Genomic DNA, 17,045 nt, shown 5'->3' with positions numbered 1-17,045 from the left:
TTTTTTTTTATTCTTTCCTCTAGCATCATGTGTATCAGCCGAATTATTTCCTGCAGCTTCATTGGTGTTTACTAGTAATGCATAAGCTGTTAAAGCAGATAGTCCAGTTAAATTAAATGTCGTTCCTGATACCGTTCCTACTACTGTTCCGTTTAGTGAAATCTCATAAGCCGTAACAGCGATATTATCTGTAGAAGCATTCCATGAAGCAGTTGCCGTTGTCATCGTGATTGATAAAACAGTCAAGTTTGTTGGAATTGTTGGTGCTTGCGTATCTGGAGGCGTATCAGTTGTGAAATTTGTACTCGAAGAATAACTTGAAGAAGCAGTCGGACAATTTGCTCTCACTTGTACTTCATAGTTAGTACTTGAAGATAATCCCGAAAGAGTATATGTCATTCCAGAATTAATAGCAACTGAAGACCAAGAAGAATTAGAACCAAGTATTCTATAACGCAAATCATAAGTAATTTCATTCGTTGGATCTGCAATAGAATCCCAAGAAACAATCGCTTGATTGGTTGTTATATTCGAAATTGCAATATTCGAAGGAGTATTTACAGTACAAACGAGTTGTTGTGGAATGGTTACTCCTGTAACAATAAATGAAAAATTTTGAGGAGAACTTAATGTCCCTTTATGCTTAATAACTATCGTATATGTTCCAGATGCTCCTGCAACAGAAATTCTTTCAAATGGATCAACATTATTATCCATTAATGCGTTAGAAGTTGGAGAGGTTAATTTATATGGTAAATGTGTTACTCCGTCTTTTTTGATTCTAATATCTAAATCATGAACCAAAACTGGAGTAGAGTTATTTACAACTGTTGATGTCGATCCTGGCTTATCTGTCCAAGAAATTGAAGCCATGAGATTCTCTGCTCCTGAAGCATTGACAATAAAAACCATTGAATCTCCATTATTTAAAGTCAATTCTTGGATATAAGCAAGTGAATCTTTAACTGCGATAGTTTCCGCACATTTTTTGGTATTCAAATGTCCCCAACCATAAATAGCATCAGGTCCTGTTGCCCCTAGGTCATCTGCTGTATGAAGTGCCAAACCTTTTAAGGTCGCTGCTTTCATAAAGCTATTTGTTTTACTTTTGTAATATTGTTGCAGTAATAACAGAGAACCTGTAACATTTGGTGAAGACATAGAGGTCCCTGTGTAGTAGGCATAACTACTTGATCCAACCAAGGTGGATCTTACCCCTGTACCATTTCCTGTGATATCTGGTTTTATTCTCAAGTCATCTGTTGGACCTTCACTACTTGATGAATTTATCGTCGCTGAAATCAAATTTCCATTAGCATCGATGTTTGCATCTTGAGCATTTGCAACAACTAGTGTATTTTTAGCCGTAGCTTGCCCAGAAAGCTTATCAAAGTTTGAATTTCCATTTAAAGGAGCGGTATTGGCAGTATTATCATTTCCGTTATTTCCTGCAGATACTACTTGTAAATAATAAGGAGCATTATATTGAATTTGATCCCATTTGTAAGAATTATAAATATATCCACCGAAGTAATAAGTAGGCAAGAGTACATTGTTATTATTGTCTCTCAATCTATATCCATAAGAGTGATTTGACAAAAGCATTCCGTTAGCAGCAGCATTGGTAGCTTCAGAATGGTCACTTGTCCAGTTATATCCTATTGCAGATGATTGCGGTGCCATACCTTTTGCTGAGGCAGAATATCCAGAAGCGATAATTGTACCTGCAACGTGAGCAGCATGGTTGTGTGTAGTGGTATTTTCTCCTGCGGAGTATCTGTTGTTTCCTCCTATTCCATCGTATTCTTGGTGAGATACATTGGCAATTCCTGCATCCCAAACATAAGCCGTCATATTTTGACCTTCAACATTAAGCCCTAATCCACCACTATTGTGCATATAATTTGCTCGGGTAGATTTTGCGGCTGCAACATTTGAAGTTCCATAATAAATTGGCTTTCTACCTTCCATACGTATAAGTGTGGCGTAAGTTTTACCGTCTTTACTTTTAATTTCTAGAGGAATTCCGTTGAGTTTTGCATAAGCTCTTGCTGCGCTTAGTTCTTCATTCTCTTGAATTGCGAATTCTTTCGCCATTTTATTAAGAACCTCTGTATTCGTTTCTTTTTGTATTAAACGAATATCTTCTTGAGTTTGTCCAAAAGCTGTGGTGCTTAGCAATATAGACAAAAGAACCAATCGATTTTTTAGAAGGGTGATTTTCTTCATGATGAAATCTTTATAGGTTAATAAGGAATGTGTTTTTCCGTATAAAGATAACAAAGTTTTATTACAAATAATACTATTATTGCATTTACATTTTTATATAATATATGGCGTAATTATTGCTGCAATTACAGTGTCAGTTTTCCTAAAATAGTCAATTACTCAAATTAAGTGATTAAATAACAATTCTTTAGTAATATTATCTATAAATACATAACGATATTATTTTTAGACACTTGCAGGAAAAAAGGAGAATTTTGTCACAAAAAAAAATTAAAAAAAACTTTTTTATAAAAAATAACTAATTGTTAATATTTTCATAATTAAAGTGCGCTGTTTTAATTTTTTTAATACAATTGCAAATAGCTCCTAACCATTGGTAAACCTTTTGATACGTTCTTCAAATTTGGATTTTTGATCTCTAGAAACTTTAACACCTATACCATTTTCGAGCGTTACTTCACTTTCGTGTCTATTGTATTTCACCACAAATTCCATATTGATAATTGAAGAGCGATGAATACGATAAAAATTATGCTGGTTTGCTAAGAGTTCTTCAAAATATTTGAGTTTTTTACTCACAAGCATTTCTTCTCCGCCTTTTAGAAAAATTTTAGAATAAGATCCATCGGCGATAAGGTGAGAGATTTCACACACTTTTAGCAATATCAAGCCATCTGAAACAGGTACCGCTATTTTACTATTTTCCGATTGTAAATTCGTTTTTAACAAATCTAAACGCTCCTTCATTTGAATAGACTGTTTGCTAAAAAGCTTATCTACCGCTTTCTCTAGTTGGTCTATTCGCACTGGTTTGAGTATATAATCTACAGCTGAAACCTCAAAAGCTTGTAAAGCATACTGATTATAAGCCGTAACAAAAATAATCTCAAAATCAACCTCTTTGAAAAAATCCAGCAATTCAAAACCAGAATAATCTGGCATTTCTATATCCAGAAATACCACATCGGGGTTTTTCCTATTAATTTCTAATACACCTTGTGGAACATTGGCACACTGACCTATTACTTCTATTTTGTCGGCACAATACTCTTCTAGCATTGATGAAAGTACCCTTCTGGCTCGTTCTTCATCATCTATGATGATTGCTTTGATTCTTTGATTCATTTTACCAAAATAAGAGAAAAATAATTAAACAAAAAAAGCCAGCAAATTTTCACTCGCTGGCTTCCCATCAAAAAGTAGGTTTATTCTTTTACAAACTTACTAATAAACATCCCTTGTTTTGACTTAATTCGAATAAAATAAAGCCCACTTTTCAATGTATTAAGGTTAATTAATTTGTTGGTAAATGGCTGGTTACAAACCATTTTACCTAATTGGTTATAGATATAAATTCTACCACCTTCTATTTCATGGTTACGAATATTGATATGCGTTTTTGCTGGGTTTGGATACAGCTCTAAAGTATTTATTTCCCACTCATTAACTCCAAAAGTTTCTTTAAACTCAAAACACCCAAGATCGATAATATCATCTAGAATTCGTGTTTCTCCTTTTAAATCTACTGAAGGAAGATATTGTGCAATTCCTGTTGTATCACCGGCATTAATCGCTGGTGAGTTTTCTAATAACTCATAATCTGCCGAAAATAATGGATTTCCAAATTTTGGATTACTCACTTGTACATAATCACTCGTGATATCCATTGAATCTTCTGATAAAGTATTAAATACCCATACGCTATCTGGCTTATAAGTTGCCGAATGATTTCCAATACTTCTTGGTGCTGTTCCTATATCGTTATTATGAATAATACAGTTGTGAAAAGAAACCCTGTTTGTACTCGAGCCTTTTTCTTGAATAGCTAAAACTGAAATATTTTCGGAGCTAGAAGGAGTATTTAAAATATTATTTTCTGTAAAAGTTGAATTAATCACTTTCGCATTTATAGAAGTATTTGCTTGCAAAGTGATAAAGCGTCCTCCTGGAATCCCTACACCGTCTTCTGTATTAATATTATCAACTTTATTATTATCAATCAAGCAATTGATCATCATTGTATTCAGTTGTCCTTCTTCCACCATCATTGCAAATGAAGGTGCCCATCTACCTAAATTGTTCGTAATTCTATTATTTATCAAGAACAAATTAAAAGTACCTCCCTTAATATAGCCGCAAATTCCTGCATCACTTCTTGCGATATTGTCTTTTATTGTGCAGTTTTTTATAAGCACTGATTGCCCATTATTGAGATTACGGCAATAGATTCCTGCACCTGCTTTTTTATCATGTGATTGACTACTTGTCTCAGTGGCATAACCCTCTTGAATCGTAAATCCATCTACTACTACTTCAGAATTAAATATGTATAAAACAGTATATACATTGTCGGTTTCAGAATTGAGATCTCCAATATTCCCTGAAAGAATGGTCTTATTTGCTTTAATATCTCTTTGCGAAAATTCAGTTTCTGTACCAGAAAAACCTCCAAAAATTTGTCCCTGCTTTGTATGCAGCATAAAAACTTTAGTTCTTGGGTCACTCGGTGCATTATTTCCAGAAGAGGTTGTTTGTGGGTAATATGTTCCCGCTGCTACCCAAACAGAATCTGAAATAGTAAGTACACTTAAAGCTTTTTGGAAATCTGTATAAGCATCTGCCCAAGATGTTCCGTTATTATTTCCTGATGCCGATTTATTGACATAGATAATATCTGCATTAGATTGATAAATACTTGTAAGAGTAATAAAAAATAAAAAGTTCGCAATTAGCTTTTTCATAACACCTATATTTTGAATTGTTGTAGGTGCAAATTTGAATTCTTCTGCGGTCTATTTCAAGACAAAACCCACGAACTGGCTATTTGGATTCATAAATGGGTATCCAAGAAAAATAAAGGGTTTTATTGGGGATTGGAGAATTTCAAAACCACTTTTGTACCACTCGCTTTCCCATTTTCCTCCAAATCAATTATTGCTAATGAGATACGTATAGAGGAACTTTCTTGTATTAAATTCAAACGTTTTTTATTTGCTTGTGTACTAAAAGATTGATAAGACTTTGCTCTACGTTCTTGAATTTCTTGCGATTTTTTTCGCCCAATTCCATTATCAATAATTTCACAAACAAGTCGCTCTTCTTCTTTGTAGAAATATATTCTCAAGATTTTTTGCCCTTTTTTGTGCAGTAATCCATGTTTGATGGCGTTTTCTACATAAGGCTGAATAAGCATAGACGGAACTTCCAATTGCGCTCTTTCTTCTGTAGATATTTCGTTTTGAATTCCAGCCTCCAATTCTTCACCAAATCTAAGTTTCTCAAGTTCTAAATACAGATTAAGCATTTCTAATTCTTCGCTAAGGCAAATAAAATTCTTACCAGAAAACTCAAGTGTTTTACGCATCAAATCGGCAAATTTTCCCAAATAAATATTAGAACTCCGAATGTCTTTTTGCATTATTAAATCTTGGATAGAGTTTAAAGCATTAAAAACAAAATGAGGATGCATTTGGGCTTTAATGGCTGTAATTTCGGATACTTTTAATTGTTTTTCAAGGGTTAATCTCTTTTTAATGATTTGTAAACGAATATAAAAATATGTAACGATTATTAAAAAAACGAGTACGATAATCAATGCATAAAACCACCAAGAAAGCCAAAAGGGCGGAAGAATTTCGAATGAAAATTGAGCCACTTCTGATGATCTATTTTTTTCGTTTTCAGCTTTTACTTCAAAAGTGAAGGCTCCATACGGTAAAGATTGAAAATTGATATAGTTGTTTTCAAAAGATCTTACTTTCCAAAGAGAATCTAAACCTACTAGTCTATAGTGGTATTTCATTGTACCTCTATGGCGGTAAGCAATGCTCTTAAAATGAAATTCCCATTCGTTCTGGGTATAGTCAAAAATATCCTTTGATGTTTTATTTAACAACGTCTTATTCACTAAAATTTTCTCTAAAAAAACTTTGGGTTTTTTACTCTTTCGAAGGATTCTTTGATAGGGAATTTTTTGAACTCCTTTTGAAAAAAGAAACCATATATTTTCCTTTCCTAATTCAAAATCGGTAATTCTACTTGCCAAAAGGCCATCAGTTTTATCGAGCACCACTCGTTCATTGATTCTTAAATCATCGATAACCATCCCTTGGTCTGTAGCATAATATAGTTTCGAATCTTTATATTTTAATTGATGAACCGTTTGATAATCTTCGGCACTTATGTGTTTTTTAATAAATTTATCGTTCTCAAAAATGAGTATTCCATGTTGTAAAGTTGCTACCCATGTTTTACCTTGATAAAAAGCAAAATCTGTAGCTGATATAACCTGATTATTATATCGAACTTCTTTAATACTATGGTTTTTAATAATTTTTAGACCTTTTGCTGTTCCTGCCCAAATCTGTTTATTTAACACATCATAAGCCACTGCTTTTGTTCTTCCTCTAAAAATGACTTTTTGAGAAGTCTTCTTCTTTTTTTTATCAAAAACTATTTCAAAAACTCCAACGCTAGATGCCATATAAAAGGTATCGGCACTTTGCATAAAGATATCTTTTACAGCAGAAACATCTTTGATCTTTATTGTATGTCCTTCATCTGTGAATATTTCCCTATTATTAACTAGAAAATCACCCTCAGGATTGTATTTTACATATTGAATTTCTACCTCCGTTTTATTCACTATTTCAACCTGATCCTTTGATATTTTAGACAAAACCCCTTCTAAGGACCCAAGAAAAACATTGCTTTTGTCATCAACACTCATCGTTTTTAGATCAGCATCTTTTAACAAGGGATGATTATTAAAATCAATCATTTCTGGGTTCGGTATTATAAGAATACCTTTCCCTAAAGTTATCAGCCAAATTGATGCTTCTTGATCTTGCAAAACACCCGATATTCTGAATTTAGAAAACAATTTCTGACTACCATATTTCAGTTTTCCTTGATTATTATAAAAGAATATCCCTCGTGTTCCAAAGGAAAAAGAAAGGATAGAATCTGTAACAACACTGAATCCTACACGATCTTTTTGTTCTAGAATTTTTCTATTTTCAAATGGAATTTTCTGCCATTTTTTATTTTCGTATTGAAATATATCAGGCTTTTGAGTACTGTAGTTTCCAAAATAAATTTTCTCTTGTTGCCGAAAAGGTGAATTGGTTACAAAATTCACTTTTTCTATTTCGTTTATTTTACCGTCTTTATAGTAGGCAAATTCTTTAGCGTTTCTATTGATTAAAACCAATTGCTCGTCTTTTGTAAACACCATGGGGTTCGAGCCATTTTCACAGAAAACATGTTTCGGAAGCATATCTTCATCCAAAACATAGTATCCTCTTGTTGAGAATATTAAATTATTTTGATTGTCAAAATTAAAATGAATAATTGTAGAAAGAAGGCTATCAGGTATTTGATAAAATAGCCTGAGGGAATCCTCTTCTATTTTAAAAATTTCACCATGAAAATTGGCACAAAATAAATCCCCTTTTCTATCTGTTTTGATTCCAAAAAGTGAATGACTTTTTGTAGATTGACTTTTAATATTTTTAAAAAAATAACCATCGTACTTATAGACCCCTTGGTCTGATGTCATCCAAATAATTCCATCTTCTGTCTGAATAATGCTGTATAAATCTACTTCTGCTAACGCCTCTTCTCCAAGACGATAATATGTGGGTTGCTGAGCATAAGCAATAAATCCCCAGAGTAAAAATAGATAGCGATATAAAAGTCGTACTTTCAAAAGACTGTTTATTTGATTGTGGTAAATATAGAATTATTCAATCAACAAAACCGTTTGAGTAAGTCTAAAATTTCTTTCTTCTAAACTCGAATTGTGTTCCAAGATATACTTGTCGAACTTTTTCATCTACAACGAGTTCTTCTGGGACTCCTTCTCTAAGGATGTTTCCTTCATAAAGAAGGTAAGCTTTATCTACGATAGACAAGGTTTCTTGTACATTGTGATCGGTAATTAAGATTCCGATATTCTTTTTAGTAAGTTGTTTTACAATTTTTTGGATATCTTCTACAGCAATAGGATCAACACCTGCAAAAGGTTCATCTAGAAGGATAAATTTTGGTTTTACCGCTAAAGCTCTGGCTATTTCTGTTCTACGTCTTTCCCCACCCGAAAGTACATGACCTAAGTTTTTACGAATATGGGTGAGACTAAACTCTTCAAGCATCTCTTCGGTACGTGCTTTTTGTTCTGCCTTACTCATTTTGGTCATTTGTAAAACAGATAGAATATTATCTTCTACAGACAATTTTCTGAAAACACTTTCTTCCTGAGGAAGGTAACCCACGCCCATTCTTGCTCGTTGATACATTGCATGATCTGTAATCTCTTCTTGATCCAAAAAGACCTTTCCTGCACTGGGAGCCACCAGTCCGACAATCATATAGAAAGTGGTTGTTTTTCCTGCACCATTTGGACCTAGAAGCCCTACTATTTCTCCTTGATTTACTTCAATAGAAACACCTTTAACAACTTTCTTGTCCTTATATTGTTTGATGAGATTATCGGCTCTTAGCTTCATTTTTCTTAATCGTAATTTTGGCAATTTTAATTCCCAATTCATATAAAAGCATCACGGGTAATGCCACTAAAATTTGACTCAAAAAGTCTGGTGGAGTGATAACTGCTGCCAATATTAAAGTAACAACAATAGCGTGTTTTCTATATTTTCTTAGAAACTCATCGGTTACTAAACCTAGTTTAGCCAAGAAAAATATGACCACAGGTAATTCAAATAATAAACCCGTACTCAAAACCAAATTCGTCACTAGACTAACGTAGGATGTTAAAGCAAAATTGTTTGCTACATCTCCAGAGACCACAAAAGTTCCTAAAAAATTTACCGATAATGGAACAATCACATAATACCCAAACAAAACACCTAAAAAGAATAATCCACTTACAGAGAAAATGAATCCTTTACTATTTTTGCGTTCAGTTTCTTTGAGTCCAGGGCTTACAAATTTCCATATTTCCCATACAGCAAAAGGAAAAGAGATAATAATCCCGATGACAAAAGATGCCCAAAGACTCATATTAAATTGCCCTGCCATATCTAAATTTTGCAAGACCAAATTTTGTTCTTCCATACACAAACTATCTCCAAGACCAAGCATGTGCGACAGTTTACACATGACCTGAAATGTGGCAAAATCTGTGCTTTTGGAAGCTAAAATTATTTTACTAAAAATAAACTCTCTATAAACAAAAGCTAAAATGGCAAAAAACAAAATGGCAATTACAATTTTTACTAAGTGTTTTCGCAAAATTGCCAAATGATCTAAAAAGTGCATTTCTTCTTCGGGTTGACCTATTTGTTTGGTTTTACTCATTACAAAATTCCTTCTTTGATGATATCATGCATGTGAATGATTCCATGATATTTTCCCTCTTTACTTACCAACAACTGACTAATATTGTTTGTTTCAATAATTTCCAAGGCTTCTGCAGCTAATTCTTGAGACTCTATCATCCTTGGGTTTTTGTTCATAATATCTTCAGCTTTCAAATTTTTCCAATCATTATCCAGCTCAAGCATTCTTCTAATATCTCCATCTGTAATCACACCAACCACTTGGTCTAATTCTATTACAGCTGTTGCTCCAAGTCTATTTTTGGATATTTCCAAAATTACTTCTTTTATACTACTTTCTTTGGAAACCTGTGGTTTAGATTCACTCAGTAAATCATTCACTTTTAAATAGAGTTTTTTCCCTAATGATCCCCCTGGGTGATATTTTGCAAAATCTCTATCGGTAAACTCTTTTGCTTTAAGTAAACAAATAGCCAAAGCATCTCCCATTACGAGTTGTGCAGTGGTACTTGTTGTGGGTGCTAAATTATTTGGACAAGCTTCTTTTTCTACATAAGCATGAAGAACAAAGTCCGACTTGGCCCCAAGGTATGATTCTTTATTTGCCGTAAGTCCTACCAAAGTATTTCCTCTACTTTTCAATAAAGGAACAAGAACTTTGATCTCTGGTGTATTCCCACTTTTTGAAATACAAATCACCAAATCTTCTTGCTGAACCATTCCTAAATCTCCATGAATGGCATCGGCAGCATGCATAAAAATAGCTGGCGTACCGGTGGAGTTAAGAGTGGCAACAATTTTATGAGCAATGTTGGCACTTTTTCCTATTCCAGTGATCACCACTCTACCTTTGGAGGCTAATATATTTTGGATAACCAATGCGAAATCTTCATCCACATATCGGGATAATTTCATGATTGCAGCGGCTTCTTCTTCTATTGAATTTTGCCCCAGTTGAATAATATCATCTTTATTTAACACAGATTTATGCCTTTTTTTTTAGAAATATGTTTTATCTTAGTTTACACTTTTGGAGGAAGCTCAAAAAAGACTTCCATTTCAGACAACCAACAAAAATGTTACTAGCAACAGACAAAGGTAACTAAATTGTGAAACAGTATTCAATGGAAAATTGTCAAAACATATTAGAAAATCTAAAACACTTTTTTGGCTTTGAAGGTTTCAAGGGAAACCAAGGAAAGATTATAGAAAGTTTATTAAATGGGCATGACACCTTCGTCATTATGCCCACAGGAGGTGGTAAATCATTGTGTTACCAACTTCCCGCACTTATGCAAGAGGGAACAGCTATCATTGTTTCTCCCCTTATCGCTTTGATGAAAAATCAAGTAGATGCCATCCGTGGACATGTGGGAAAAGACAGTGTAGCTCATGTGCTTAATTCCTCCTTAAACAAGAAAGAAATAGCCAAAGTAAAAGAAGATATTACTGCAGGAGAGACAAAACTTCTCTATGTAGCACCAGAATCTTTGATCAAAGAAGAATATGCCAATTTTCTTAAAAACTCCACAATTTCTTTCTTTGCCATAGATGAAGCACACTGTATTAGTGAATGGGGTCATGATTTTAGACCAGAGTATAGAAACCTCAACAAAATCATGTCTCATATTTCTGATGTGCCTGTGATTGCATTAACCGCAACTGCCACTCCAAAAGTACAAGAAGATATTCAGAAGAACCTGAATATGAAAAATGCACATGTTTTTAAGTCTTCATTTAATAGATCTAACCTTTTTTACGAAGTAAGACCTAAAAAAGACGTTATTAAAGATATTATCAAATTTGTAAAACAACATGAAGGGAAATCTGGAATTGTTTACTGTTTGAGCCGTAAAAAAGTAGAGGAAATTGCCGAAACGCTTCAGGTAAATGGAATAAAGGCTTTACCCTATCATGCAGGATTAGATGCAGGAACGAGAGTAAAACATCAAGATGCTTTCTTGATGGAAGATGTTGATGTAATAGTAGCCACCATCGCCTTTGGAATGGGGATAGATAAACCTGATGTTCGCTTTGTGGTACACCACGATATTCCCAAGTCTCTTGAAGGTTACTATCAAGAAACAGGAAGAGCAGGAAGAGACGGAGGAGAAGGGCATTGCTTAACTTTTTATAGCTTTAAAGACATTGAAAAGCTCGAAAAATTTATGCAAAACAAAGCCGTTGCAGAGCAAGAAATAGGTCGTCAATTACTATTGGATACCGTTGCTTATGTAGAGTCTGCTGTTTGTAGAAGAAAATACCTTTTATACTATTTCGGAGAAGACTTTGAAGAAGAAAACTGTAACTGCCAGTGTGATAACTGTAAAGATCCTAAAACACAAGTTGAAGGAAAAGACCATGTCATTAGTGTCATTAAAACAATCAAAGAAACTAATGAACAACTCAAACAAAAGAACTTGGTTTCCATTATCCGTGGAATTGTTACCTCACATATCAAAGAATTTGATTTAGAAAATATTTCCACATTTAGAATAGGGCAAAATAAAGAAGACTATTTTTGGAACTCCGTAGTGAGACAAATGATGGTGAAAAACCTCATTAAAAAAGAAATAGAAACTTACGGAATTATCAAACTTACCCAAAAGGGTGAAGATTATTTTAAAAACCCTACGAGCTTTATGGTGGTGGAAGGGCACAATTATGAAGCCATTGCCGCCAGTGCAGGAAATGTTGCCAAAGCCGTTTTTGATGACAAATTATTCAAAACGCTTAAAGACATTCGAAAAAAGGTAGCCAAACAGAAAAAAATTCCAACACATGTTATCTTTCAAGAAAATTCCTTGGAGGAAATGTGTTTTCATTACCCAATGAATATTGAAGAACTTACCAAAATTCCTGGTGTGGGAATGGGAAAAGCCCAAAAATTTGGTAAACCCTTTGTGGATCATATCAAAAATTATGTTGAAGAAAATAATATAGACAGACCTGAGGATTTTGTTGTAAAATCTATTGTGAACAAATCAGGATTAAAAGTATTTATGATCAAATCCATTGACCGAAAAATGCCTTTGGAAGATATTGCCGATGCAAAAAAGATTGATCAAGACCAATTATTGAACGAATTTGAACACATTGTATTCTCAGGAACAAAGCTAAACTTAGACTACCATCTCCAAGATATCTTGGACGAAGAACAAATAGAAGAAATCATGGATTACTTTATGGAATCGGAGACGGATACCATTGTAGAAGCCTATGACGAATTTGATGGAGATTATACAGAAGAAGAACTTCGACTCGTTAGACTCAAATTTGTTTCGGAAGTAGGTAATTAAGCTTGTGTTATCTGTTTATTAAATCAAAATAATTCACTATTTTAGCAGTCATTGAAAAAACCCAGAAGAAAAAGTATGAAATTTTCTAAAATACTATTTGGATTATCGCTAACGTCTTTTCTATTTGCCGCTGAGGCAGATGCTCAAACGAAAAGAACGAAAAGAGCCGATGAAGCCTACTCTGTTGTTGAGTTTAAAAAAGCTTTAGACTTGTACAAAGACGCCTACAAACGGGCAAACGACAAGAAAGAAAAGCAATATATCAGCTATAGAATGGCGCTTTGTGCCAAGAATATAGGAGATTACCGCAAGGCAGAAAACTACCTAAAGCGAACAGTAAAAATGAGATATGAAGATCCAATTGCCCTATTGGAACTTGCTCAATCTCAACTCGCTCTTGGAAAATTTGACAAAGCGGAAGAAAATTTCAAAAAATACCAAAAACTTGTTCCTGGTGATAAAAGAGCAGAACAAGGACTGAAAAGTACCGATTTTGCCAGAGCTCAAAAAGCCAATCCAACACGCTATTACCTCACCAATATTAAGAGAGTAAATACCAAATACCAAGACTTTTCTCCTGCCTATGCAAAGAAAGATTATAGCTCTTTCTTATTTACTACTGCTAGAGAAGGTGTTGTTGGGAACGATATTGATTACCAAACAGGTGGATATTTTACCGATATCTACGGAACAAAATTGGAAAAGAAAAAGCGTAAAAGATCTTCTAGAAAGAAAGGAAAAAACGCAAAAAAAGCCAGACGTTGGGAAAAAGCCGTTTCTCTTGGGAATATGGGAAGTGGAAAAGGTGAAGAAACCATCAATACAAGAGATGCAGAAGGACCTATATCTTTGACTCCAAAAGCGAATATCATGTTCTACGCAAAGTCTGTGTTTGATAAAAATCAATACGAAGGAAGAAAAATATTTACCTCTAAACGTAAAGGTGGAGGATGGGATGAAGGAACTATTGTAGATATTCCTGTATTAAATGCAGAAAACTATGATATTATCGACTTCACACACCCTGCAATTACTCCTGACGGAAAAAGATTATACTTTGTAGCAAAACTAAAAGACTCTTACGGAGGAACCGATATTTATTACTCGGAATACGATAAAAGAAAGAAAAAATGGACTACGCCTAAAAATTTAGGACCTAATGTAAACACAGCTTTCAATGAAGCTTTCCCTACAGTACATATAGATGGAACACTCTATTTTGCCTCTATGGGACACGTAGGAATGGGAGGATATGACATGTTTAAATCTAAAATGGATGAAAACGGAAATTTCCAAAAAGCCATGAACTTAGAGTATCCATTAAACTCTACTTATGACGATTTCGGTATTGTATTTAAAGGAAACACTGTAGAAGAAGGATTAATGACCTCTAACAGAAAAGGAGGAAGAGGATCTGATGATATTTACTCTTTTGAACTTCTTGATGTGTTCTTTAATATTAAAGGAAAAGTAACCGAAATAGAAGAAGGTCTTCCTGTAAAAGGTGCAGAAATTACTATGGAATCTAAAGATGGAGTAGTAGGAGATATTCGTACAAGTGATCAAGGTGAATTTATGGTTAACCCAAAATTCGTTGAAAAAGGAAAAGAATATGTAGTTACGATAAACGCAAAAGGTTACGAACCATTCGTAAAGAAAATTTCTACCAAAGGACTTACCGTAAACGATTTTGAAAAGACAGATAAAGGATACGAATATATGTTTGACAACAATATTTCTTTGATTAAGAAAAAAGAAATTATTGTGCCTATCGTAATGCCTCACGTAGAATATGATTTTGGAAAAGCAACACTCAGAAACTCTGCCATGCAAGATCTTGATGCTTTAGCCAGTGTACTAAAAGCTCACAAAGAGCTTAAAGTAAAACTAAGATCGCATACAGATCATATTGGAGGAGAAGAACGCAACCGTGAACTTTCTCAACAAAGAGCACAAGCTTGTGTAGATTACCTAGTAAGTAAAGAAATTTCCGCTGATAGACTTGTACCTGTAGGAATGGGAGAAAGCGAACCATTTACCATGAAAAAGGATGATGGAAACCTAAAAGCAGGAACAAAACTTACAGAAGCTTTTATCAACACTCTTTCTAAGAAAGATCAAGCTAAAGCTAGACAATATAACCGTAGAACAGACTTTGGGAAAGCAAATGACCCAGCTAAAGAAGCTCAAGATGCCAAAGCAAAAGCTGAAGCCGAAGAGCTAGGAAGATACTAGTCTTTCGGGTTTATTTAAAATAGTATTTTTATTGATTAGCCTCACTCATTTATTTGAGTGGGGCTTTTTTTTGATAGAAAGAAAATGAGTAATACCATTTATGGTGTTAATTTACCCAAATACAAAAGCCCCCTTTGAATAGCTTGTCCCGATTTTTCGGGAGGGAAAGGGGGATGTTCCACTACGATAGCACTCCAAAAGAAGCTGAAACAAATGGGTAAATTAACGCCGTAAACGGTATAAAAGCAATAAATACATCAATATCCAAAAAAATATAAAAAACAAAATAGCAACAACGATAGCCATAGAATCACCTGAAGTAAATTGAATGAAATAAGATAGAAAAGCGGGAAATGAAACAACTAGTTGCAGATAACCCCAGATGACATCAAAATCAATATCATAAACAAACAAAAAATGATAGTAAATCCATGCCACTGCATAATATCCCAATGTAATCCAAAATGAAAATTTTATTTTTTTAAAATTATTCATACCATTTATGGGGTTAATTTACTCTTTGATACCGCACTAATAAACTTATGAAAATCAGTAATTAATGTAATGAGATAAGAAAGTAAATTTATCAAATAATCGGTATCAAACCAAAAACTAATTTATTTTGAGTGTCTCAGAACTGATAGTATTTCATTTTTTTTATATCGTCCAATGGGAATTTCGAACTCTGATATTCGCAGCCAGTTATAGCTCCAACTTTCAACCTTTTTTATGTTTGCAATAAAAGACCGATGAACTTGCTGAAAACGTGAGTCGTCTAATATTGCAAGAATATTAACAAGACTCCCTCTTAACAAAAATGGCTTTTTCCTAATAGTGGTTTGTATATTAATATAAACATGGTCTGATTGGATGAATAAAATGTCTCTTTTTTTTAATTCAAGGATCTTTTTATCTACAGATATTTTCAATATATCTTCTTCCGAATTAATTTCAATCATCTCTAAGGTTGTATAGAGATCTTGGTATCTTATAGGTTTTGTAAGGTAACCCCTCGGTTTAGTCCTTTTGGCCTCACTAACAAAATGGTCATCTTGTTGTGCAGTAACATATACAAAGGGTATTTGATATTCCACATTAATAAACTTCCCTAAATCAATTCCTGATTTTTCTCCCTCTAATGCTATATCTATCAAGACAATATCAACTTTATTTTCTTTCAAAAAATCCACTGTATCCTCAAAACAGGTAGTTATCTTAACAACAGAGTATTCTTTCTTTTGCAGATATAATGAAATAGTTTGCGCAATCAATAACTCGTCTTCTACTACAAGAACAGTCTTTATCTTTTGTACACTCAACATTTTGGTAAAATTTAGCATGAATATTTTCGATAATGGATTGAAGTTAACGATAAGTGTTAATCAGATGTCCATTTAATTGGTCTATGAAAATTTGAACAATTTCCTTCTCATGATTATTTAATTCATAGGAGTTTTCTCCGTCATCATAGTATTTCAGCTTATACCGCCTTTTCTTAATACATTCAACGGATATCGAGATTGTCAAATCCCGTAAGAGTTCTTGATTAATACGTAAAGAATGAATAATTAGCTCGTTCAATATCAAGCTAAGTGGCTGAATCGTTGTTGTATTAAATAAAATCTCCTTAGCTGAGATATCGAATCTAATTATTGGTATGTTTGACGAATAAGAATGAGTGATATTTCTACATAGTTCTGAAAAATAAGCTTCAAGATTATACTCAAAATTTTCATTTAATAGATTAATGGAATTATGCCATAGGGCGATCGTTTGAATTTTTGAATCAATATCTTCAATTTGATGGCTATTTCCATTACAGTACTTATGGATATTATTTTCTATAAGATTGGCAATTATTTGTAAATTATTATTAAAAAGATGTCTTGATTTCCTACTCAAAAATAAGTTGATATTGGATCCTTTCGGTATTTTCTTTTCGAAATGTATTTCGGTCATTTTTATCAATTTCATAGTTGCG

11 protein-coding genes are annotated in these 17,045 nt (G+C 33.5%); 2 read left to right on the top strand and 9 right to left on the bottom strand.

Translation table 11 applies throughout. From position 1 onward, the window contains the following. The 7 genes from N4A45_05180 to N4A45_05150 form a co-directional block, all read right to left on the bottom strand. Nucleotides 1–2,229 (bottom strand): S8 family serine peptidase (locus N4A45_05180; protein ID MCT4664608.1); only part of this gene is annotated, 2,229 nt, incomplete at its 3' end. A 366-nt stretch (nt 2,230–2,595) separates the two neighbouring features. After that, nucleotides 2,596–3,354 (bottom strand): LytTR family DNA-binding domain-containing protein, encoded by a 759-nt coding sequence (locus tag N4A45_05175; GenBank protein ID MCT4664607.1) that lies wholly within the window; start codon nt 3,352–3,354, stop codon nt 2,596–2,598. An 80-nt stretch (nt 3,355–3,434) separates the two neighbouring features. Continuing rightward, the gene (locus tag N4A45_05170) at nt 3,435–4,970 is read right to left on the bottom strand and encodes a T9SS type A sorting domain-containing protein (GenBank protein MCT4664606.1); all 1,536 of its coding nucleotides are present in this window, start codon (nt 4,968–4,970) and stop codon (nt 3,435–3,437) included. Between the two features lie 122 nt (nt 4,971–5,092). Continuing rightward, on the bottom strand, nt 5,093–7,939 hold the full coding sequence (locus N4A45_05165; protein MCT4664605.1) for a histidine kinase: 2,847 nt from the start codon (nt 7,937–7,939) through the stop codon (nt 5,093–5,095). Nucleotides 7,940–8,003: 64 nt separating this feature from the next. Next, nucleotides 8,004–8,738, bottom strand: coding sequence for an LPS export ABC transporter ATP-binding protein (gene lptB, locus N4A45_05160; protein MCT4664604.1), 735 nt, complete (start codon nt 8,736–8,738; stop codon nt 8,004–8,006). Next, nucleotides 8,719–9,549 (bottom strand): twin-arginine translocase subunit TatC, encoded by an 831-nt coding sequence (gene tatC, locus N4A45_05155; GenBank protein ID MCT4664603.1) that lies wholly within the window; start codon nt 9,547–9,549, stop codon nt 8,719–8,721. The genes lptB and tatC overlap by 20 nt, the downstream gene beginning before the upstream one ends. Further along, nucleotides 9,549–10,511: a KpsF/GutQ family sugar-phosphate isomerase gene (locus N4A45_05150; GenBank protein ID MCT4664602.1), complete on the bottom strand. Its 963-nt coding sequence runs from the start codon at nt 10,509–10,511 to the stop codon at nt 9,549–9,551. The genes tatC and N4A45_05150 overlap by 1 nt, the downstream gene beginning before the upstream one ends. A 143-nt stretch (nt 10,512–10,654) precedes the next feature. Here N4A45_05150 and recQ point away from each other — a divergent pair, with 143 nt between their 5' ends. Together recQ and N4A45_05140 are read left to right on the top strand one after the other, a co-directional pair. Then, complete coding sequence (recQ, locus tag N4A45_05145) at nt 10,655–12,829, top strand: DNA helicase RecQ (protein ID MCT4664601.1); 2,175 nt, start codon at nt 10,655–10,657, stop codon at nt 12,827–12,829. 75 nt (nt 12,830–12,904) lie between these two features. Further along, nucleotides 12,905–15,064: an OmpA family protein gene (locus N4A45_05140; GenBank protein MCT4664600.1), complete on the top strand. Its 2,160-nt coding sequence runs from the start codon at nt 12,905–12,907 to the stop codon at nt 15,062–15,064. 617 nt (nt 15,065–15,681) lie between these two features. Here N4A45_05140 and N4A45_05135 read toward each other — a convergent pair. After that, complete coding sequence (locus N4A45_05135; GenBank protein ID MCT4664599.1) at nt 15,682–16,404, bottom strand: DNA-binding response regulator; 723 nt, start codon at nt 16,402–16,404, stop codon at nt 15,682–15,684. 25 nt (nt 16,405–16,429) lie between these two features. After that, the gene (locus tag N4A45_05130) at nt 16,430–17,038 is read right to left on the bottom strand and encodes a hypothetical protein (GenBank protein ID MCT4664598.1); all 609 of its coding nucleotides are present in this window, start codon (nt 17,036–17,038) and stop codon (nt 16,430–16,432) included. Nucleotides 17,039–17,045: the final 7 nt, after the last annotated feature.

The sequence above is a fragment of the Flavobacteriales bacterium genome, assembly GCA_025210805.1.
Lineage (GTDB): Bacteria > Bacteroidota > Bacteroidia > Flavobacteriales > CAJXXR01 > JAOAQX01.
The sequence above is the reverse complement of the archived record's forward strand: the minus strand, read 5'-3'. Positions and strand labels throughout refer to the sequence as shown.